The 16392-nt window shown below is 59.3% G+C and carries 12 protein-coding genes; 9 read left to right on the top strand and 3 right to left on the bottom strand.

Translation table 11 applies throughout. The features are described from left to right. Positions 1 to 188: 188 nt before the first annotated feature. The 4 genes from BMZ40_RS07020 (at position 189) to hcp (ending at position 4315) form a co-directional block, all read left to right on the top strand. The gene (locus tag BMZ40_RS07020) at positions 189 to 779 is read left to right on the top strand and encodes a CBS domain-containing protein (protein WP_092373487.1); all 591 of its coding nucleotides are present in this window, start codon (positions 189 to 191) and stop codon (positions 777 to 779) included. Positions 780 to 782: 3 nt separating this feature from the next. Beyond that, positions 783 to 1319 (top strand): HPP family protein, encoded by a 537-nt coding sequence (locus BMZ40_RS07015; RefSeq protein ID WP_092373485.1) that lies wholly within the window; start codon positions 783 to 785, stop codon positions 1317 to 1319. A gap of 79 nt (positions 1320 to 1398) precedes the next feature. Beyond that, positions 1399 to 2580 carry an FprA family A-type flavoprotein gene (locus tag BMZ40_RS07010; RefSeq protein ID WP_092373483.1) on the top strand — a complete coding sequence of 394 codons (1182 nt, stop codon included), beginning with the start codon at positions 1399 to 1401 and terminating at the stop codon, positions 2578 to 2580. A 73-nt stretch (positions 2581 to 2653) separates the two neighbouring features. Beyond that, positions 2654 to 4315, top strand: a complete 1662-nt coding sequence (gene hcp / locus BMZ40_RS07005) for a hydroxylamine reductase (protein ID WP_092373481.1) — start codon at positions 2654 to 2656, stop codon at positions 4313 to 4315. 117 nt (positions 4316 to 4432) lie between these two features. Here the strand turns inward: hcp and BMZ40_RS07000 are convergent, their stop codons facing one another. Further along, the gene (locus BMZ40_RS07000; RefSeq protein ID WP_092373479.1) at positions 4433 to 4918 is read right to left on the bottom strand and encodes a chemotaxis protein CheW; all 486 of its coding nucleotides are present in this window, start codon (positions 4916 to 4918) and stop codon (positions 4433 to 4435) included. Positions 4919 to 4937: 19 nt separating this feature from the next. Continuing rightward, the gene (locus BMZ40_RS06995; RefSeq protein WP_092373477.1) at positions 4938 to 6971 is read right to left on the bottom strand and encodes a methyl-accepting chemotaxis protein; all 2034 of its coding nucleotides are present in this window, start codon (positions 6969 to 6971) and stop codon (positions 4938 to 4940) included. Positions 6972 to 7702: 731 nt separating this feature from the next. On the opposite strand from BMZ40_RS06995, the gene BMZ40_RS06990 reads away from it, so the two are divergent. Continuing rightward, positions 7703 to 8620 (top strand): L,D-transpeptidase family protein, encoded by a 918-nt coding sequence (locus BMZ40_RS06990; protein WP_218143747.1) that lies wholly within the window; start codon positions 7703 to 7705, stop codon positions 8618 to 8620. A gap of 10 nt (positions 8621 to 8630) precedes the next feature. On the opposite strand, the gene BMZ40_RS06985 is transcribed toward BMZ40_RS06990, so the two are convergent. Further along, complete coding sequence (locus tag BMZ40_RS06985; RefSeq protein ID WP_092373475.1) at positions 8631 to 8948, bottom strand: hypothetical protein; 318 nt, start codon at positions 8946 to 8948, stop codon at positions 8631 to 8633. 165 nt (positions 8949 to 9113) lie between these two features. Here BMZ40_RS06985 and BMZ40_RS06980 point away from each other — a divergent pair, with 165 nt between their 5' ends. The 4 genes from BMZ40_RS06980 (at position 9114) to BMZ40_RS06965 (ending at position 16125) form a co-directional block, all read left to right on the top strand. Next, complete coding sequence (locus tag BMZ40_RS06980; protein WP_177193056.1) at positions 9114 to 9950, top strand: L,D-transpeptidase family protein; 837 nt, start codon at positions 9114 to 9116, stop codon at positions 9948 to 9950. Between the two features lie 211 nt (positions 9951 to 10161). Continuing rightward, the gene (locus BMZ40_RS06975; RefSeq protein ID WP_177193055.1) at positions 10162 to 11331 is read left to right on the top strand and encodes an efflux RND transporter periplasmic adaptor subunit; all 1170 of its coding nucleotides are present in this window, start codon (positions 10162 to 10164) and stop codon (positions 11329 to 11331) included. A gap of 20 nt (positions 11332 to 11351) precedes the next feature. Then, entirely contained in the window at positions 11352 to 14522 is a 3171-nt protein-coding gene (locus tag BMZ40_RS06970; protein WP_092373469.1) for an efflux RND transporter permease subunit, read from the top strand. Positions 14523 to 14526: 4 nt separating this feature from the next. Further along, positions 14527 to 16125, top strand: a complete 1599-nt coding sequence (locus BMZ40_RS06965; protein WP_177193054.1) for an efflux transporter outer membrane subunit — start codon at positions 14527 to 14529, stop codon at positions 16123 to 16125. Positions 16126 to 16392: the final 267 nt, after the last annotated feature.

The following is a 16392-nucleotide window of genomic DNA, read 5'->3' as shown; positions in this document are numbered from 1 at the left end:
CGTGGGATTCTGCGTTCGTGGTCGAATTTCATTACGGGGCGCACGATTCTTGTGCCGGATTTATTGAAAGTTGGATTGGATTCCTCATTTGATGGTTCGGCAATTTTTATGTTAAAAAAATTGTCCTTTAGCGATTTCACCGGGTCTGGGTGTTCGGGCCGGTGGCAAATGGAAGTCAAGGAGAGAATATGAACGATCAATGCGGTCTTCCGGACTTGACCGAGGAGGATGTCCTCGACGCCATGCGTTCCATGCAGGGCTACGTGGACATCACGCCCGGGACATTCCGGGAGATATATGCCTTGGCGTACGACCTGGCCCTGAAACGGGTTACGTCCATGGGCAAGGCCGAGGACATCATGACCGCGCCCGTGCATTGCCTGCGAACAGGCATGAGCGCTTCGGAAGCCGCCGCGCACATGGCGGGGCTCGGAATCAGCGGCGCGCCCGTGCTCGACGGGCAGGGCAGGATATGCGGAGTCGTCTCGGAAAAGGACTATCTGCGAAAGATGGGTCTGCCCGGCACGGCCAGTTTCATGACCGTGGTCGCCACATGCCTGACCAAGCCGGGTTGCATGGTCGCGGACATGCGCACGTTGCCGGTGGATGGCATCATGAGCATCCCACCCGTGGTTGCTTCCCCCCGGACGTCCGTGGCGGAACTCTCGGAGATGCTGGCCAGGCATTCCATCAATCGCCTGCCCATCTGCGACGAGCAGGGTCGCCCCGTAGGCATCGTGACCCGGACCGACCTCGTCGGCGCCATGTGCGGGAGGTAGGGCATGCACTATTTCAAGAAAATGCGCGGCACGACGCAAAGCCCGCCCCGGGTGGCCGCCATGGAAGTGCTCTGGTCCTGGGTCGGCGCGGTGATCGGCATCGCCCTTGTGGGGCTGATTCATGCCAAAATGGTCGATCAAACCGGCCAGGCTTTGCTGATTGGATCTTTCGGAGCCACGGCGGTGCTGGTTTACGGGGCTATTCGCAGCCCCCTCGCACAACCGAGAAATGTGCTCGGGGGGCATGTTCTTTCCGCAATAATTGGTGTATGCGCGCAGCAGGTTCTCGGCGAAACTCCATGGTTGGCCGCCGCGGTGGCCGTGGCCACGGCCATTGCGGCCATGCACCTGACCAAGACCCTGCATCCTCCGGGCGGGGCCACGGCGCTGATCGCGGTCATCGGTGGAGATTCGGTGCATAGCCTGGGCTACATGTACGCCCTGGTTCCGGCGGGGCTGGGGGCGGTGGTCCTGCTGCTGGTCGCCTTGGTGGTCAACAACATCCCCAAGGGCAGGCGATATCCCGAATTTTGGTTCTAACGTGGGTGAGTCATGACTCAATGGCTTGAAGTTTCAAGTTGCGAACTCCGCAACACAACAACATTACAAGGATTCTGCCATGCATACGAAAAAAATCACTGATGGTGTTTTCTGGATGGGCGCGGTGGATTGGGACCGTCGGCTTTTCGATTCCCTGGTGCCGCTCCCAGACGGGACGACCTACAACGCCTATCTCGTGGAAGGCAGCGAAAAGACCGCGCTCATCGACGCCGTGGATCCGGATATGGTCGATACCTTGCTTGGGCATCTGGATGGTGTGGAAAAGCTGGATTACGTAATATCCCAGCACGCCGAGCAGGATCATTCCGGGACCATCGCCCTGGTGCTGGACCTGTATCCGGAAGCCAAGGTCGTGACCAACGCCAAGGCCAAGGGCATGCTCATGGACCTTTTGCTCATCCCCGATGACAAGTTCATCGTTGTAGCTGACGGCGAAACCCTCTCCCTTGGCGACAAGACGCTGACCTTCATTCTCACGCCCTGGGTGCACTGGCCGGAAACCATGTCCACCTATCTGGCCGAGGACAAGATCCTGTTCAGTTGCGACTTTTTCGGCTCGCACATTGCCACAAGCGATCTCTTCGTGCGCGACCAGGGCCGGGTGCATGAAGCCGCCAAGCGTTATTTCGGCGAGATCATGATGCCTTTTCGGTCCATGATCGCCAAGAACCTGGAAAAACTGAGCCCCCACGATATCCGCATGATCGCCCCCAGCCACGGCCAGATCTACGACAGCCCCGGCTGGATCGTGGACGCCTACAAAGACTGGGTTTCGGGAACGGCGCACAATCTGGTGGCTTTTCCCTTTGTCTCCATGCATGGCAGCACCCGGCTCATGGTCGATCACTTGGCGGCGGCCCTGTCCGAGCGCGAGGTGCGGGTGGAGCTTTTCAACCTCGCCGTGACCGACATCGGCAAGCTGGCCATGTCCCTGGTGGATGCGGGAACCATCGTGCTCGGCACTCCCACTGTGCTGGCCGGACCGCATCCCATGGCCGCCAATGCCGCGTTTTTGGCCAACGCCCTGCGGCCCAAGGCCAAATATCTGTCCATAATCGGCTCATACGGGTGGGGCGGCAAGACCGTGGAAACCCTGGCCGGAATGATACCCAATCTGAAGGTCGAGGTGCTTGAGCCTGTGCTGTGCAAGGGCTTGCCCAAGGATGACACTTATGAAGCCCTGGAACGGCTGGCGGACGCCATTGCCGCCAAGCATAAGGAGAGCGGCTTTACGGCATAGATTTTTCCATTGATTGACCAGAGGTGCGTGCGTTGTCACGCGACAAGCAACAGAAAACACAAAGGAGGCCACGATGTTTTGCTTTCAGTGTCAGGAAACGGCCAAGAATACGGGCTGCACGGTCAAGGGCATGTGCGGCAAACCCGAAGAGACCGCCAATTTGCAGGATTTGCTCATTTTCGTGCTGCGCGGCATCGCCGTGTACGGCGAGAGACTCAAGGAGCTTGGGCAGCCGGATCGTTCCAATGATGATTTCGTGTTGCAGGCTCTCTTTGCCACCATCACCAACGCCAACTGGGACGACTCCCGCTTCGTGGTTTTGATCCAGGACGCGCTGGCGCGTCGCGATCGTCTCAAAGCTGCATTTCTGGCCGCATACAAAGCCAAACACGGTAAGGATTTCGCCGATCCGCTGCCCGAGGCCGCGACCTGGAGCGCGGACTCGTCCGCCTTCGCCGAAAAGGCCAAAAGCGTCGGCATTCTTGCCACGGAGAACGAGGACGTGCGCTCCCTGCGTGAGCTTCTGATCATCGGCCTCAAGGGCGTGGCCGCCTATGCGGATCATGCGGCGGTGCTGGGTTTTCGCAAGCCCGAGATCGACGACTTCATGCTTGAAGCCCTGGCCTCCACGACCAAGGACCTGTCTGTAGATGAAATGGTCGCCCTGGTCATGAAGGCCGGGAACATGGCCGTGACCACCATGGCCCTGCTCGACGAGGCCAACACCACGACCTACGGCAACCCGGAGATCACCACGGTCAACATCGGCGTGGGCACGAACCCCGGTATCCTCATCAGCGGCCATGATCTGAAGGACATGGAAGAATTGCTCAAGCAGACCGAAGGCACGGGCGTGGATGTCTACACTCACGGCGAGATGCTCCCGGCCAACTACTATCCCGCCTTCAAGAAATACTCCCATTTCGTGGGCAACTACGGCGGTTCCTGGTGGGAGCAGAACCGGGAATTCGAATCCTTCAATGGTCCCATCCTGCTGACCACCAACTGTCTGGTGCCGCTCAAAAAAGAGAACACCTACCTTGATCGTCTCTACACCACGGGCGTGGTCGGTTACGAAGGCGCTACGCACATTCCCGACCGTCCGGAAGGCGGGGCCAAGGATTTCTCGGCGCTGATCGCCCAGGCCAAGAAATGTCCTCCGCCCGTTGAGATCGAGACTGGGAGCATCGTCGGCGGCTTCGCGCACCATCAGGTTCTGGCCCTGGCCGACAAGGTGGTGGAAGCGGTCAAGTCCGGCGCCATCAAGCGTTTCGTGGTCATGGCCGGTTGCGACGGACGTCAGAAGTCGCGCGGCTATTACACCGAGGTGGCCGAGAACCTGCCCAAGGATACCATCATCCTGACGGCCGGTTGCGCCAAGTATCGCTACAACAAGCTGAACCTGGGCGACATCGGCGGTATCCCGCGCGTGCTCGATGCCGGGCAGTGCAACGATTCCTATTCCCTGGCCGTCATCGCCCTGAAGCTCAAAGAGGTCTTCGGCCTCGATGACATCAACGATCTGCCCGTGTCCTACGACATCGCCTGGTACGAGCAGAAGGCCGTGGCCGTGCTGCTGGCCCTGTTGGCGCTGGGCGTGAAGGGCATTCGCCTCGGGCCCACGCTGCCGGCCTTTTTGTCCCCGAATGTGGCCAAGGTGCTGGTCGAGAACTTCAACATCAAGCCCATCGGCACCGTGCAGGACGACATCGCGGCCATGATGGCCGGAAACTAGACCGCACATTCAAGCGGCATGAGATGACAAAGCCCCCGACGGAAATTTCCGGCGGGGGCTTTTTTGGCATTCAGATCACTGATCCCGATTATACCGTTGAGGACGACAGGGGATTTTCTACGCTTCAAGTCCTTCATCGTCGCGCATACGTGCCAGTTCTTCCTGGGAGAAGACCTTGCCGATATCGAGGATCATGATGAACTCCTCGTTCTGCTTGCCCATGCCCCTGATGAAGTCCGCCCTGATGGACGTGCCCATGCGCGGCGGCGGGTTGATCTGGTCGCTTGTCATTTCAAAGACCTCGCGCACGGAATCGACGATCGCTCCCATGTAGCAGCTCTCGCCCTCGACCTCGACGTCCACGATGATGATGCAGGTGTTCACCGTGTCCTGGGCTTTGGGCATGTCGAACTTGATGCGCAGGTCGACCACGGGCACGGCGTGGCCGCGCAGGTTGATGACTCCGCGCATGAAGGGCGGCGTTTTGGGGATGCGGGTCACGGGCACAAGTTCGATGACCTCGCGCACGGAACCGGTCTCCAGGGCAAAGACCTCATCGCCCAGGGCAAAGGTCAGATATTGCAGGGTGGTGTTGTCACTCATGAGTCAGTTCGCCCTTTGGTTAGAAACGTTCGAATTCATCGTCTTCAGCATCCCGCCCCATATCAAGCGCCAGTCCGCTGGCTGAACCCTTGGCCGTCAGGGCCTTTGGAGCCCTTCTGGGCGGCTGGGCCATGCCCCGATGGGCAGCCTGCCGGGTGACGCGGGCCGCTGTGGCGCCCAAGTGGAAGAAGGAGATGGAGGACTGCAACTGCTCGGCCTGGCTGGACAGTTCCTCGGATGTGGAGGCCATTTCCTCGGAGGCCGAGGCGTTCTGCTGAATGACCTGGTCGAGCTGCTGCAGGGCCCTGTTGATCTGCTCGGCTCCGGCGTTCTGTTCGCTCGATGCGGCGGAGATTTCCTGCACCAGTTCGGCCGTGCGCTGGATGTCCGGGACGAGCTTGGTCAGCATCTGCCCGGCCTGGTCGGCCACGCTCACGGTGGTGGAGGACAGCTCGCTGATCTCTGCTGCGGCCGTACCGCTGCGTTCGGCCAGCTTGCGCACTTCCGCCGCGACCACCGCGAAGCCCTTGCCGTGTTCGCCCGCGCGAGCAGCCTCGATGGCGGCATTGAGGGCCAGCAGGTTGGTCTGACGGGCGATCTCTTCGACGATGGAGATTTTCTCGGCGATGTTTTTCATGGCGCCCACGGCCTGATTCACGGCCTTGCCGCCGGCTTCGGCATCCTGCGCGGCCTTGAGCGCGATCTTTTCGGTCTGGGTGGCGTTGTCGGCGTTCTGACGGATGTTGGAACCCATCTCTTCCATGCTCGACGAAACCTCTTCAACGGAGGCGGCCTGCTCGGTGGCGCCCTGGGAGAGTTGTTCGGCGGACGCGCTCAGTTCCTCGGAGCCCGAGGCTACGTTGTCGGAGGCCGACTGCACCTCGGTTACGATCTCGCGCAATTTGGCGACCATGTCGCGCAGTGCCTGGGCCAGAATGCCCAGTTCGTCCTTCTGGTCCACATCCACTTTGGCGGTGAGGTCGCCCTGGGCGATCTTGCGGGCAAATTCAACGCCTTTATACACCGGCCCGGTGATGGATCTGGTCAGAAGAAGTCCCAGAGCCAGGGCTATGACGACTCCCAAGATCATGCCGCCGATGGAAATGGTGGTGTCCCGCGAGGCGGCGGCGCGTGCAGTGTCGAGATTCCGGTTGCTCTGCTCGACCGCCAGGTTCACGACCTCGATCAGGAGCTTGTCGAGCTTGTCCTGCTCTGCCTTGGATTCGACCATGAGCAGTTGCCCCATCTCCTGAAAGATTTTCTGTGAAGCCTCCGCCTGTCCCCGGATGGTCCTGAAATGGGCAAAAACTTCTTCCGCGATGGGCAAGAGCTTCCGGTACAGGTCCTGGGCCTCGGCGTCACGCCCGGCCGCGAGGGCTTCCTTGATGTCGTGGATGGTCTGATGGAAGGCTTGGTGCGGTACACGTACGACCTCCATGGCCTTGTCGAAATCGGAGTTGTCGGTGGAGAACGACGCGGACCATTTTCCGAAATTGCAAGTCTGATGGTCGGTGCCGCCCTCGAAATTTTGTCCGGTGGCCAGAAGCCTGCCGATGTCGGTCATGAGCTTGTAGTGGTCCCCGCGATATTGTTGCAGTTTTTGCATCAGGTCATCGGGGTTCATGATGTCCCGGGCAATGAGTTGCTGGCTTAGTTCAAGCACGCGGTTGTTGGTTCCGGACAGACCGGCGAGGGTCTCCTGGCATTGTTTCCAGATTGCCTGGGCTTCGGCGGTCTGGGGTAGGGTGGCGTATATGTCCAGGGACTTCTTGTATTCCGCTCTCATGGCGGTGATGTTCGTGGCGATGTCCTTGCGTTCCTGAGAGGTCAGATTGGAACTGAGCAGCGTACGAAGCCCGGTGGTCAGGTCGGAGATGCTGCCTTTCATGCGCAGCAGATGTTCTACTGTAGGCAGGGAGACGGAGCCAATGGAATCCATGCCCCGGGTCAGGTTGTTCATGCCGTTGATGGCGAGCAGTCCTATGGCCAGGGCAATAAGAGCGGTGAGGCAAAAGCCTCCGATAAGCTTGAGGCCAAGTTTGATGTTCTTCATGGAATCTCCGCAAGGATGAAGTGGGTATATTTTTATCCTTGCGCCATTTCTCACATGAAAGCATAAAATGCAATGCGTCTTACAAAAAATGTAATTGCTATGTGAAAATTTTATAAGTAATCTTGTTAAATTTAATTAGAATATAATATTTGTCATACATGTATCATTTTTATATAAATTATTGATAATAAATTTATATTTGTTTTAAAATAATGAAAATTTAAATTTTTCAAATTATAATTTATGCGTTATTATTTATTTAATAATTAATATAGTTATGAAATTATATTTATCAGATTATTTGTATGATTTTTTAAATCATCGTTGTGGTTTTTTGTCAGTGATATAAACCTTCATGGAGCGATTTGTTAATCGCGTTTTTCTGTTTGAAAAAATCAAAAACATCAGTCCTTTGAAAATGCGGGTCCCAGATTTGATCTGGAAATTATCCGGCAATCACGACTGGAACAATGCAGGCCAAGTATGCTATGGTGTGTCATGATCCGCCTGCAAAAAGTCGTGGATGAACCTGAATGTCATTCCCGCGAAGGCGGGAATCCATTCTTTTCAGATACTTAGAAAGGCAGAGATCCCCTTCTTCAAGGGGATGACGACTTCTTGCAGTGACGTGTGTCATGGCAGGAGTCGCCCCGGTCGCGTGGTTGGTCATGTTTTTGGCCCGAAGCGGGGAATTTTTCAGGTGTTCAGGAATTCATGGAGAGCGGCGGGTCATGAAGCGAATATTCTCATCTCTTGGAGCGGCGGTGTTTGTCCTCTTGCTGGCTCATTCCGGGCCCGTCTGGGCGCTCAGATCCTTCATGCTCTCGCCGGGGACGGATTTGTACGGCACCGTGCGTCGGGTGGAGGCAGAGGAACAGGATACGCTTCTTGATATCGCGCGCGAGTTTGGCCTTGGGTACAATCAGATCGTGGCGGCGAATCCCGGCATCGATCCCTGGGTGCCGCCCAAGGGGGAGTTGGTCAAAATCCCCTTGGCCTTCATGCTTCCCCGGGAACGTCCGCAAGCGGGCATTGTGGTCAATCTTGCCGAGATGCGGCTGTATTTCTTTTTTTCGAACGGCGGCCACGACTTTTTTTTCACCGCGCCCATCGGCATCGGGAGGGAAGGGTATCTTACGGAGCTTGGCGTCTACAAGGTCAAAAGCAAGACGCCCAATCCGACTTGGGTCGTGCCCGCTTCGATCCGTGAAGAGGAACCGGACCTTCCAGCCGAGGTGCCGCCTGGGCCGGACAATCCCCTGGGTGATTTCGTGTTCAGGCTGTCCCGTAATCTGTACGCCATTCACGGCACGAACAAGCCCTGGGGCATCGGCCGCAGGGTCAGCCACGGATGCATCCGCATGTACCCGGAGGACGTGGGCGCGCTCTATCCGGTGGTCCCCGTGGGCGCCACGGTCCAGGTCATCTACGAGCCGGTCAAATACGGATGGGGGGATGGGCTGTTCTGGGTGCAGGCTTTCGAGGATTTTGAAAAAAGGGCGGAATACCCTCTCATGAAAATCATGGAGGAGCTTCTCTATCATGAAGCAACCATAGGCCCCCTCGACATTGACCGTCAGGCCCTTGAACGGGTCCTGGAGGAAAAGACCGGGGTGCCCATGGTTGTCGCGCGTCCCAGGGAAAAATAACCGTGATTGGCTATTTCTTCAGGGACTTGTCGAAGATGCGTTCGGCCTTTTCGGCCGCTGCCTCGGCGCGCGCGGCAGCCATTTCGGCCTTGGTCGCGGATTGCTCGGCGCTGGCCGCCGCGTTTTCAAGGCGCACGCCCATGGCTTCGAGCCTGTCGCCCACGGCCTCTGCCCTGGCGGCTGACAGCTTGGCTTCTTCGGCGGACTGCTTTGCGCTTTCAAGGAGAGCACGGTCCTCCTTGTTCAAGGTCGCGCATCCGGCAAGACCAAGGACAGCGGCGAGACAAACGGCCATGGACAGATCGCGGTACATTTTTTTCCTGAACATCTTTTTTTCCTCCTTGTTTCGAGCCAGGGTAACGTGAAATCAATTTTAAAAATAATACCGCGCAAGCATTTTCAAAGTCAAATGACACGGTTATTTTGGCTGATTTGCGCGCTGACGATTTTTTCTGCGGCTCAGGCATGGTCCGCGACGAGCGGATGCCTGGTCGTGGACAAGGCCACAAGGGAACTGGTCGCATTCAGGGACGCACGGCCGGTGGCCAGGTATCCCGTCACCTTCGGGATCGACCCGATCTCGGACAAGCGCAGGGCCTTCGACTGCGCAACCCCCGAGGGCCTGTATTTCGTATCATATAAAAAGGCCGTGACCCGCTTTCATCGCACGCTCGGGATTTCCTACCCAAATCTCGCCGACGCGGAAAAGGCCTTGGCCAGCGGCGTCATCTCTCTCCCGGAATACAAGAAGATACGCGAGGCCGCCCGAAAATCCAGGCCCGGCCCCTGCAACACGGGCCTTGGCTGCGGCATCGCCATACATGGCGGCGGAGTGGTCCGGCAGTTCGGCGACAATCGTGAGCGCGACTGGACCGAAGGATGCGTGGCGCTGAACAATCCGGACATGGAAAAGCTTTTCGAGTCATGTCGGATAGGGGACGCGGTGGTCATCTTCAACAGCGCAAGCAACCTTTACGCCCTGGCCAGGCCATTCGCCCGGCTGACTACGTTCGATGCCGAGGGGTTGCCGTTTTGTCCTCAAGAGGGCTGCGTCTACGTGCTGGATCTTGTGACCGCCCTTGGGCGCACGGTCATAAGCATCACGGAAGGCGGCGGGCTTGGCTGGTCCGTTCGGGTCCGCGTGACCCCTGGCGACGGTTCCGGGAGGGAACTTCTGGCCCTGTCCGACACCAACGCGGACGGGCTGATTTCCTTTTTGGACAGCGTGACGGGACCACTTGCCGAGGGGCGTTCCTCCGAAGTCGTCTACGAGATGGTCAGGCAGGCGGTGGTCGATGTTTTCGCCAGTGGGACGTATCGTGGCCTTTGATGTCTGCATGGGGAGCTGTTCAGGAAAGTTGTGACGAAAATTGCGTGATCGCCTGGACGGGAGTGGATTTTGAGTGAAGATATGTACTTTCTTGAGTTGATATTGAAATTTTGGCGCTACGTGAAATGCGGATACGAAATAGTGGTCTTGATGCGGTATCGCGGCTGGAACTCTTGAGCTGCAGATGAAAAAACGAGGAAATGGTGTCAACATGAGCAGAAATAACGTGATCTTAGGATACAGTGAATTTTTTTTCCCTGGCGCTGCCTTGCTGGTTGTTTTTTCATTTTTTCTTTTGTCGGCATGCGACAGTCCGCCGGAGCGGCAGGCCGCGCCCGAGGAACCCCGGCCCGTGAAGCTGCTGACCGTCGGGGAGTCCTCTGCGGTCATGCAGCGAAAATTTCCGGGCATGGTGCGGGCGTCCAAAAGGGCGGAGCTGGCCTTCCAGGTGTCCGGGACGCTTACGCAGCTCCCGGTGGGGGAAGGGCAGGAGGTCAAGGAAGGGCAGATTCTGGCCCAGCTGGATCAGCGTGATTTCGAGAACAGCCTGCGCAACGCCCAGGGTCAGTTCGGCAATGTGCGCGCGGCCCTTGAGAGCGCCACGAGCGAGTACGAGCGCATCTTGCGCATCCGCAAGCAGGACCCCGGCGCGACCAGCGAGAGCATGGTAGTCAAGAGGCGGGAGGCCAAGGATCGGGCCGCAGCTGAAATGGAGTCCGCCCAAGCCGCGCTGGATGCGGCCCGGGACAAGCTCGGCGACACGACCCTGCGCGCGCCTTTTTCGGGCATCGTTTCCAGGCGGCACGTGGAAAATTTTCAGGAGGTGCAGGCCAAGGAGCCCATCGTCAGCCTGGACGACATCTCGGCGCTGGAAATTCTGGTCGATTTGCCGGAGAGCGTTGTCGCCCGCATAAACGAGCCTTCCGAAAGAACCGGCAAAAAGGCCCCGGTCATGGCCGAGTTCGCCGCGTTGCCGGGCAAGGAGTATGCGCTTGTCGTCAAGGAATTCTCCACCCGGGCCGATCCTAAAACCCAGACCTTCCAGGTCGTCTTCGAGATGAAGAAACCAGACGACGTCTCCATCCTGCCCGGCATGACCGCCATGATCGTCGGTTCGTCCCCGGAGGGCGTCAACGGTGACGGGCGGTTCGTCATTCCCGCCGTGGCCGTTTTCTCCGACGAGCGGGGTGTGGCTCACGTCTGGGTGGTCGAGCCGGACACGATGGCGGTGCAGCGGCGCGAGGTCGTCACGGGCGGGGTGGCCGGGGAGGCGGGCATCCGCATAGCCGAAGGGCTAAAGGCCGGAGAGGTCGTGGCTGTCAGCGGAGCCAGTCGGCTGCGGGACGGGATGCGGGTCAAGCCGTTTGATGGAACCTTCTGAGATCACCCGGGAGAATGATGATGAATATCGCGGAGTGGAGCATACGCAAGAGCGTCATAAGCTGGGTGATGACCGTTCTTTTTCTCGTGGTCGGGTGGTATTCGTTCAACAACCTGAGCAGGCTTGAGGATCCCGAGTTCACCATCAAGGAGGCGGTCATCATCACCCCGTATCCGGGGGCCTCGGCGGAGCAGGTGGAGGAAGAGGTCAGCAACGTGATCGAGAAGGCCTGTCAGGAGATGGGCCAACTGGAGCGGGTCGATTCGCGCTCCTCGCGGGAGTTGTCCATCGTGCAGGTCTCGATGAAGGACAATTTCGACAAGGCCACCCTGCCTCAGGTCTGGGACGAACTGCGGCGCAAGGTCTCCGACGCCCAGCGCAGTCTCCCGCCCGGAGCCGGACCGTCCATAGTCAATGACGATTTTGGCGATGTTTACGGCGTCTTCCTGGCCATCACCGGAGAGGGCTACACGCCGCGCGAAGTTTACGAGTACGCCAAGTTTCTGCAACGCGAGCTTCTGAAGGCCAAGGACGTGAAGCGGATCACCCTCTACGTCGTGCAGAAGGAAGCCATCTTCATCGAGATGCGTCGCGAAAAAATGTCCCAGTTCGGGGTATCTCCGTCAGACATCAGCAATGCCCTGAAGGCCAAGAACATTCCCGCCAGCGCGGGGCATCTGCCGCTCGGGGTCGAGTATATACCCATCAGTCCCACGGGCGAATTCAAGTCCGAACAGGACATCGGCGGGCTGCTCATCAAGGGCATGGGGTCGGACAGCACAGTCTATCTGCGTGACGTGGCCGACATCAAGCGTGACTACATCGCTCCGCCGGATACGATCCTGCGCTATGACGGCAAGCCCGCCATCGGTCTGGCCGTCTCCACTGTCCTGGGCGGCAACGTGGTCGACATGGGCGAATCCCTGGACCAGCGTTTTCACGAGCTTGAATCCATGCGTCCCGTGGGCATGGAACTGCACGTCATCTCCCACCAGAGCCGGGCCGTGACCGCGGCCATCAACGGTTTTCTGATCAATCTGCTGGAGGCCGTGGCCATCGTCGTCGTGGTGCTGCTCATATTCATGGGGCTGCGTAGCGGGCTGATCATCGGGGCGGTCCTTGTGATCACCATCATGGCGACTTTTATCGTCATGGATCTTGGCGATATCACCCTGGAGAGAATTTCGCTCGGAGCGCTGGTCATTGCGCTTGGCATGCTGGTCGACAACGCCATCGTGGTCACGGACGGCATGAAGGAAAAAATGAATCGCGGCGTGGATGCCCTGACCGCTGCCCGCGACGTGGTGGGGCAGGTCGGGGTGCCTCTGCTGGGTGCGACCTTCGTGGCCGTGGCCGCCTTTGCTGCCATCGGCACTTCCCAGGACAGCACGGGCGAGTATTGCCGCTCCCTCTTTTATGTCATTCTCATCTCCCTGCTCATGAGCTGGGTCACGGCCGTGAACACCACCCCGCTTTTTTGCAAGGCGTTCCTGAAGGTCCGACCGCAAAACGCGGACGGATCAAGCAGCGCGTCCGACTCCTACGGCGGGAGATTCTACGGTGCATATCGCGTCTTTCTGGCCTGGTGCATCCGGCGGCGCTGGGTCACGGTGGCGGTTGTTGTCGCCATGTTCATCGCGGCCATGGTCGGCTTTGGCACCCTCAAGAACAGCTTTTTCCCGGACTCCACCAGGGCCCAGTTCTACGTGGACTTCTGGTTCGCCGAAGGCACGGACATCCGCGAAACCCAGCGGCAACTGGAACTGGCCGAAGCGGATATCGCCCGGCGCGAAGGCGTGACCCACATGACGACCATGATCGGAGGAGGGCAGGTCCGATTCCTGCTGACCTACCCGACGGAGAAGAGCTACGACGCCTTCGGTCAGATCCTTGTGGACGTCGATGATTACAAGCGCATCCCGGCGCTTACCAAAGAGATTCAGCGGGATTTGGACCGCATGTTTCCGCAAGCCCTGGTCAGCGTGCGGCTCTTTGTGCTCGGGCCCTCCGTGGGTGGCAAGATCCAGCTGCGTCTGTACGGTCCTGATTCGACGGTGCTGAGAGAGCTGGCCGCCAAGGCGGAGAAGGTATTGCTGGATGACCCTCATGCCAAGTCCGTGCGCAACGAATGGCGGCAGAAGGTCAAGGTCATGCGGCCCCAGATGGCCGAAGTTCCGGCACTCAAGGCGGGCATCGAGAGGCCCCAGATCGCCATGGCTTTCGAGTCTGTTTTCGAGGGGACCCGGGTGGGCGTGTTCAAGGAACGCGACGAGCTGCTCCCGATCATCACGCGCGCTCCGGAAGCGGAACGCAGTGACCTGGACAGCATGGAGAGCATTCCCATCTGGAGTCCGGCCGCGCAGTCGATGATTCCCATCGGCCAAGTGCTGACCGGCATGAAGATGGAGTTCGAGGACGCCTATCTGTGGCGCCGGGACCGCTTCAAGATGCTGCGCATTCATGCCGATCCGAGCGAGGGCCTGCCGAGCGAGCTGATGAAGCGCGTGAAGCCCGTGATCGAACAGGCTCTGAACGTGGACGTGGCGCAGGTGCTCGGAAAAAGTCTCGCGCCCGGCGAGGATCCCTTTAAGGAAGGGTACGACGCTTCGACCCTCAAGGTCGGTTACTCCGACAAATGGCCCATCAGGGACATGCCCGGCTACTACATGGCCTGGGGCGGAGAGTCCGAAGACTCGGCCAAAGCCAATTCGCGCCTCGCGGGTACCATCCCGGTGTTTTTCGGACTCATGATCCTCATCGTCATAGTGCTTTTCAACTCCATCAAGAAGACCCTGGTCATCTGGTTCACGGTGCCTCTGTCCGTCATCGGCGTGACCGCAGGCCTGCTTCTTTTCGACCAGCCCTTCGGGTTCATGTCCCTCCTGGGGCTCATGAGCCTCTCTGGCATGTTGATCAAGAACGCCATTGTCCTGATCGATCAGATCGATGTGGAAACCGGGAGCGGCAAACCGCCCTTCAGAGCCGTCATCGATTCCGGAGTCAGCCGCCTCATTCCCGTGTCCATGGCCGCCCTGACCACGATCCTTGGCATGCTCCCCCTGGTGCAGGACGCCTTTTTCGTGTCCATGGCAGTGACCATCATGTTCGGTCTCGGTTTCGCCACGGTGCTGACGCTGATCGTTGTGCCCGTGCTGTATGCGATCTTTTTCAATGTGAAGAGCGAGGAGTAGCGCCATGAAGGATGCCACACGCCGGGTGACGGAAGCCGCCAATGTTTTGCGGATCACGGTCCTGGGCCTTGTCCTTGTCTTTATGGGCGGCTGCGCCGTTGGTCCGAATTATGTCCGTCCAGAGGTCCCGGTGATGAAGGAATGGAGCGGGAAAGGCGACACCAGGCTCAAGGATGGCCCGGCCGAGCTTGCGGTGTGGTGGAAGCGACTGAATGATCCGGTGCTGGACCGGCTGGTGGAGATGGCCCGCGAACGGAATCCATCCCTGCATGTTGCCGGGCTGCGCATCCTTGAGGCCCGCGCCAGACTCGGCATCGCCACCGGCAACATGTTTCCGCAGCTGCAGCAGCTCAAGGGCAATCTTGCCGACAACGGTCTAAGCAAGCACAACGCCAATACCTCGCCCGCAGTGGACACGTATTACGCCACGGCCTCCGTCGCCCTCGACGCGGCCTGGGAACTCGATTTCTGGGGGAAATTCAGGCGTGCGGTGGAATCGGGCGTGTGGGATCTGGACGCGGCCACGGCGGGTTACGACGATCTGCTGGTCACGCTCACGGCCGAGGTGGCGCGGGTCTACGTGACGTTGCGCACCCTGGAGGAACGCCTGGACATCGCACGTGAAAACGTGGCGGTTCAGGAACGCTCCCTGCAGATTGCCCGGGCGCTTTACGAGGGCGGGGACGTGACCGAACTCGACGTGGCCCAGGCCCGGGCGCTGCTGGCTAACACGCGTGCGTCCATGCCGCGACTGGATGCTCAGCTGCGTCAGGCCAAAAACGGTCTGGCTGCGCTGCTCGGCATGCTGCCCGGCGAGGTGGATGACCTGCTCGGTGCGCCGGGACGCATCCCCGAGGTGCCCGCCGATGTGGCGGTGGGCGTTCCCGCCGAGCTCCTGCGGCGGCGTCCGGATATCCGCGCCGCCGAGGCCCGCATGGCCGCCCAGTGCGCGCTGATCGGGGTGGCCCAGTCGGATCTCTATCCACGCTTGACCCTGTTCGGAAATATCGGCCTGTCGGCCAGCAACGCGGCGCTGACCATCGCCGGATATCCGGGCGGCAGCAATCTGGGCGATCTCATGAGCGGAGACAGTCTCCAGTATTCGGGAGGCGTGGGATTTGGCTGGGACATCTTCAACTACGGGCGCATCAAGAACAATGTCCGCGTCCAGGATGCGCGTTTCCAGCAACTGGTCGTAAGCTACAAGGATACGGTGCTCCAGGCCGCCAGGGAGACCGAGGATGCCTTGTCCGCCTTCCTGCGCTCCCGGGAGGAGGTTGCCTTTCTTGCGCAGGGCGTGGACGCCGCGACACGTTCGGTGGAAATTTCCATGATCCAGTACCGCGAGGGCCTCGCCGACTTTCAGCGCGTCCTGGACACGCAGCGTTCCAAGGTCCAGGCCCAGGATCTGCTGACGAGCACGCAGGGCTCGGTGCTCATCAATCTGTCGGCCGTGTACAAGGCCCTTGGCGGAGGCTGGGAAGCCCGCGTCGGCAAGGATTTTCTGCCCGAAGAAATCAGGCGGGTGATGGACGAGCGGACGGACTGGGGAGGGCTGCTCGAAACGGGAGCGCCCGTGGCTGGAGACGGCGTGCGGGAATAGGAATCATCTTCGGGCGGACACGGCACGAGATGGTCGAAAGGGATGAAAGCGTGCGAGAGCCAGGCGTGTGCCCGGCTTGGGCCTGGCTTGAGGCATGGGCCGCGACCTGGATGGACGGATTTATTCCCTGAAGACATCCTCGATGGTCGTGGCGTCGAGGATGCGCTCCGCCCAGAGGTCGAGTTGTTCGGCGCTGGCGCTTCGCAGGCGTTCCTGCATGCGAATGTCCAGAATGTCCTTTCCGAAGCGCTTGCCGAGCAGGCGTTG

This window comes from Desulfomicrobium apsheronum (genome assembly GCF_900114115.1).
Classification (GTDB): domain Bacteria; phylum Desulfobacterota; class Desulfovibrionia; order Desulfovibrionales; family Desulfomicrobiaceae; genus Desulfomicrobium; species Desulfomicrobium apsheronum.
This window is presented reverse-complemented; position numbering and strand designations above follow the sequence as displayed.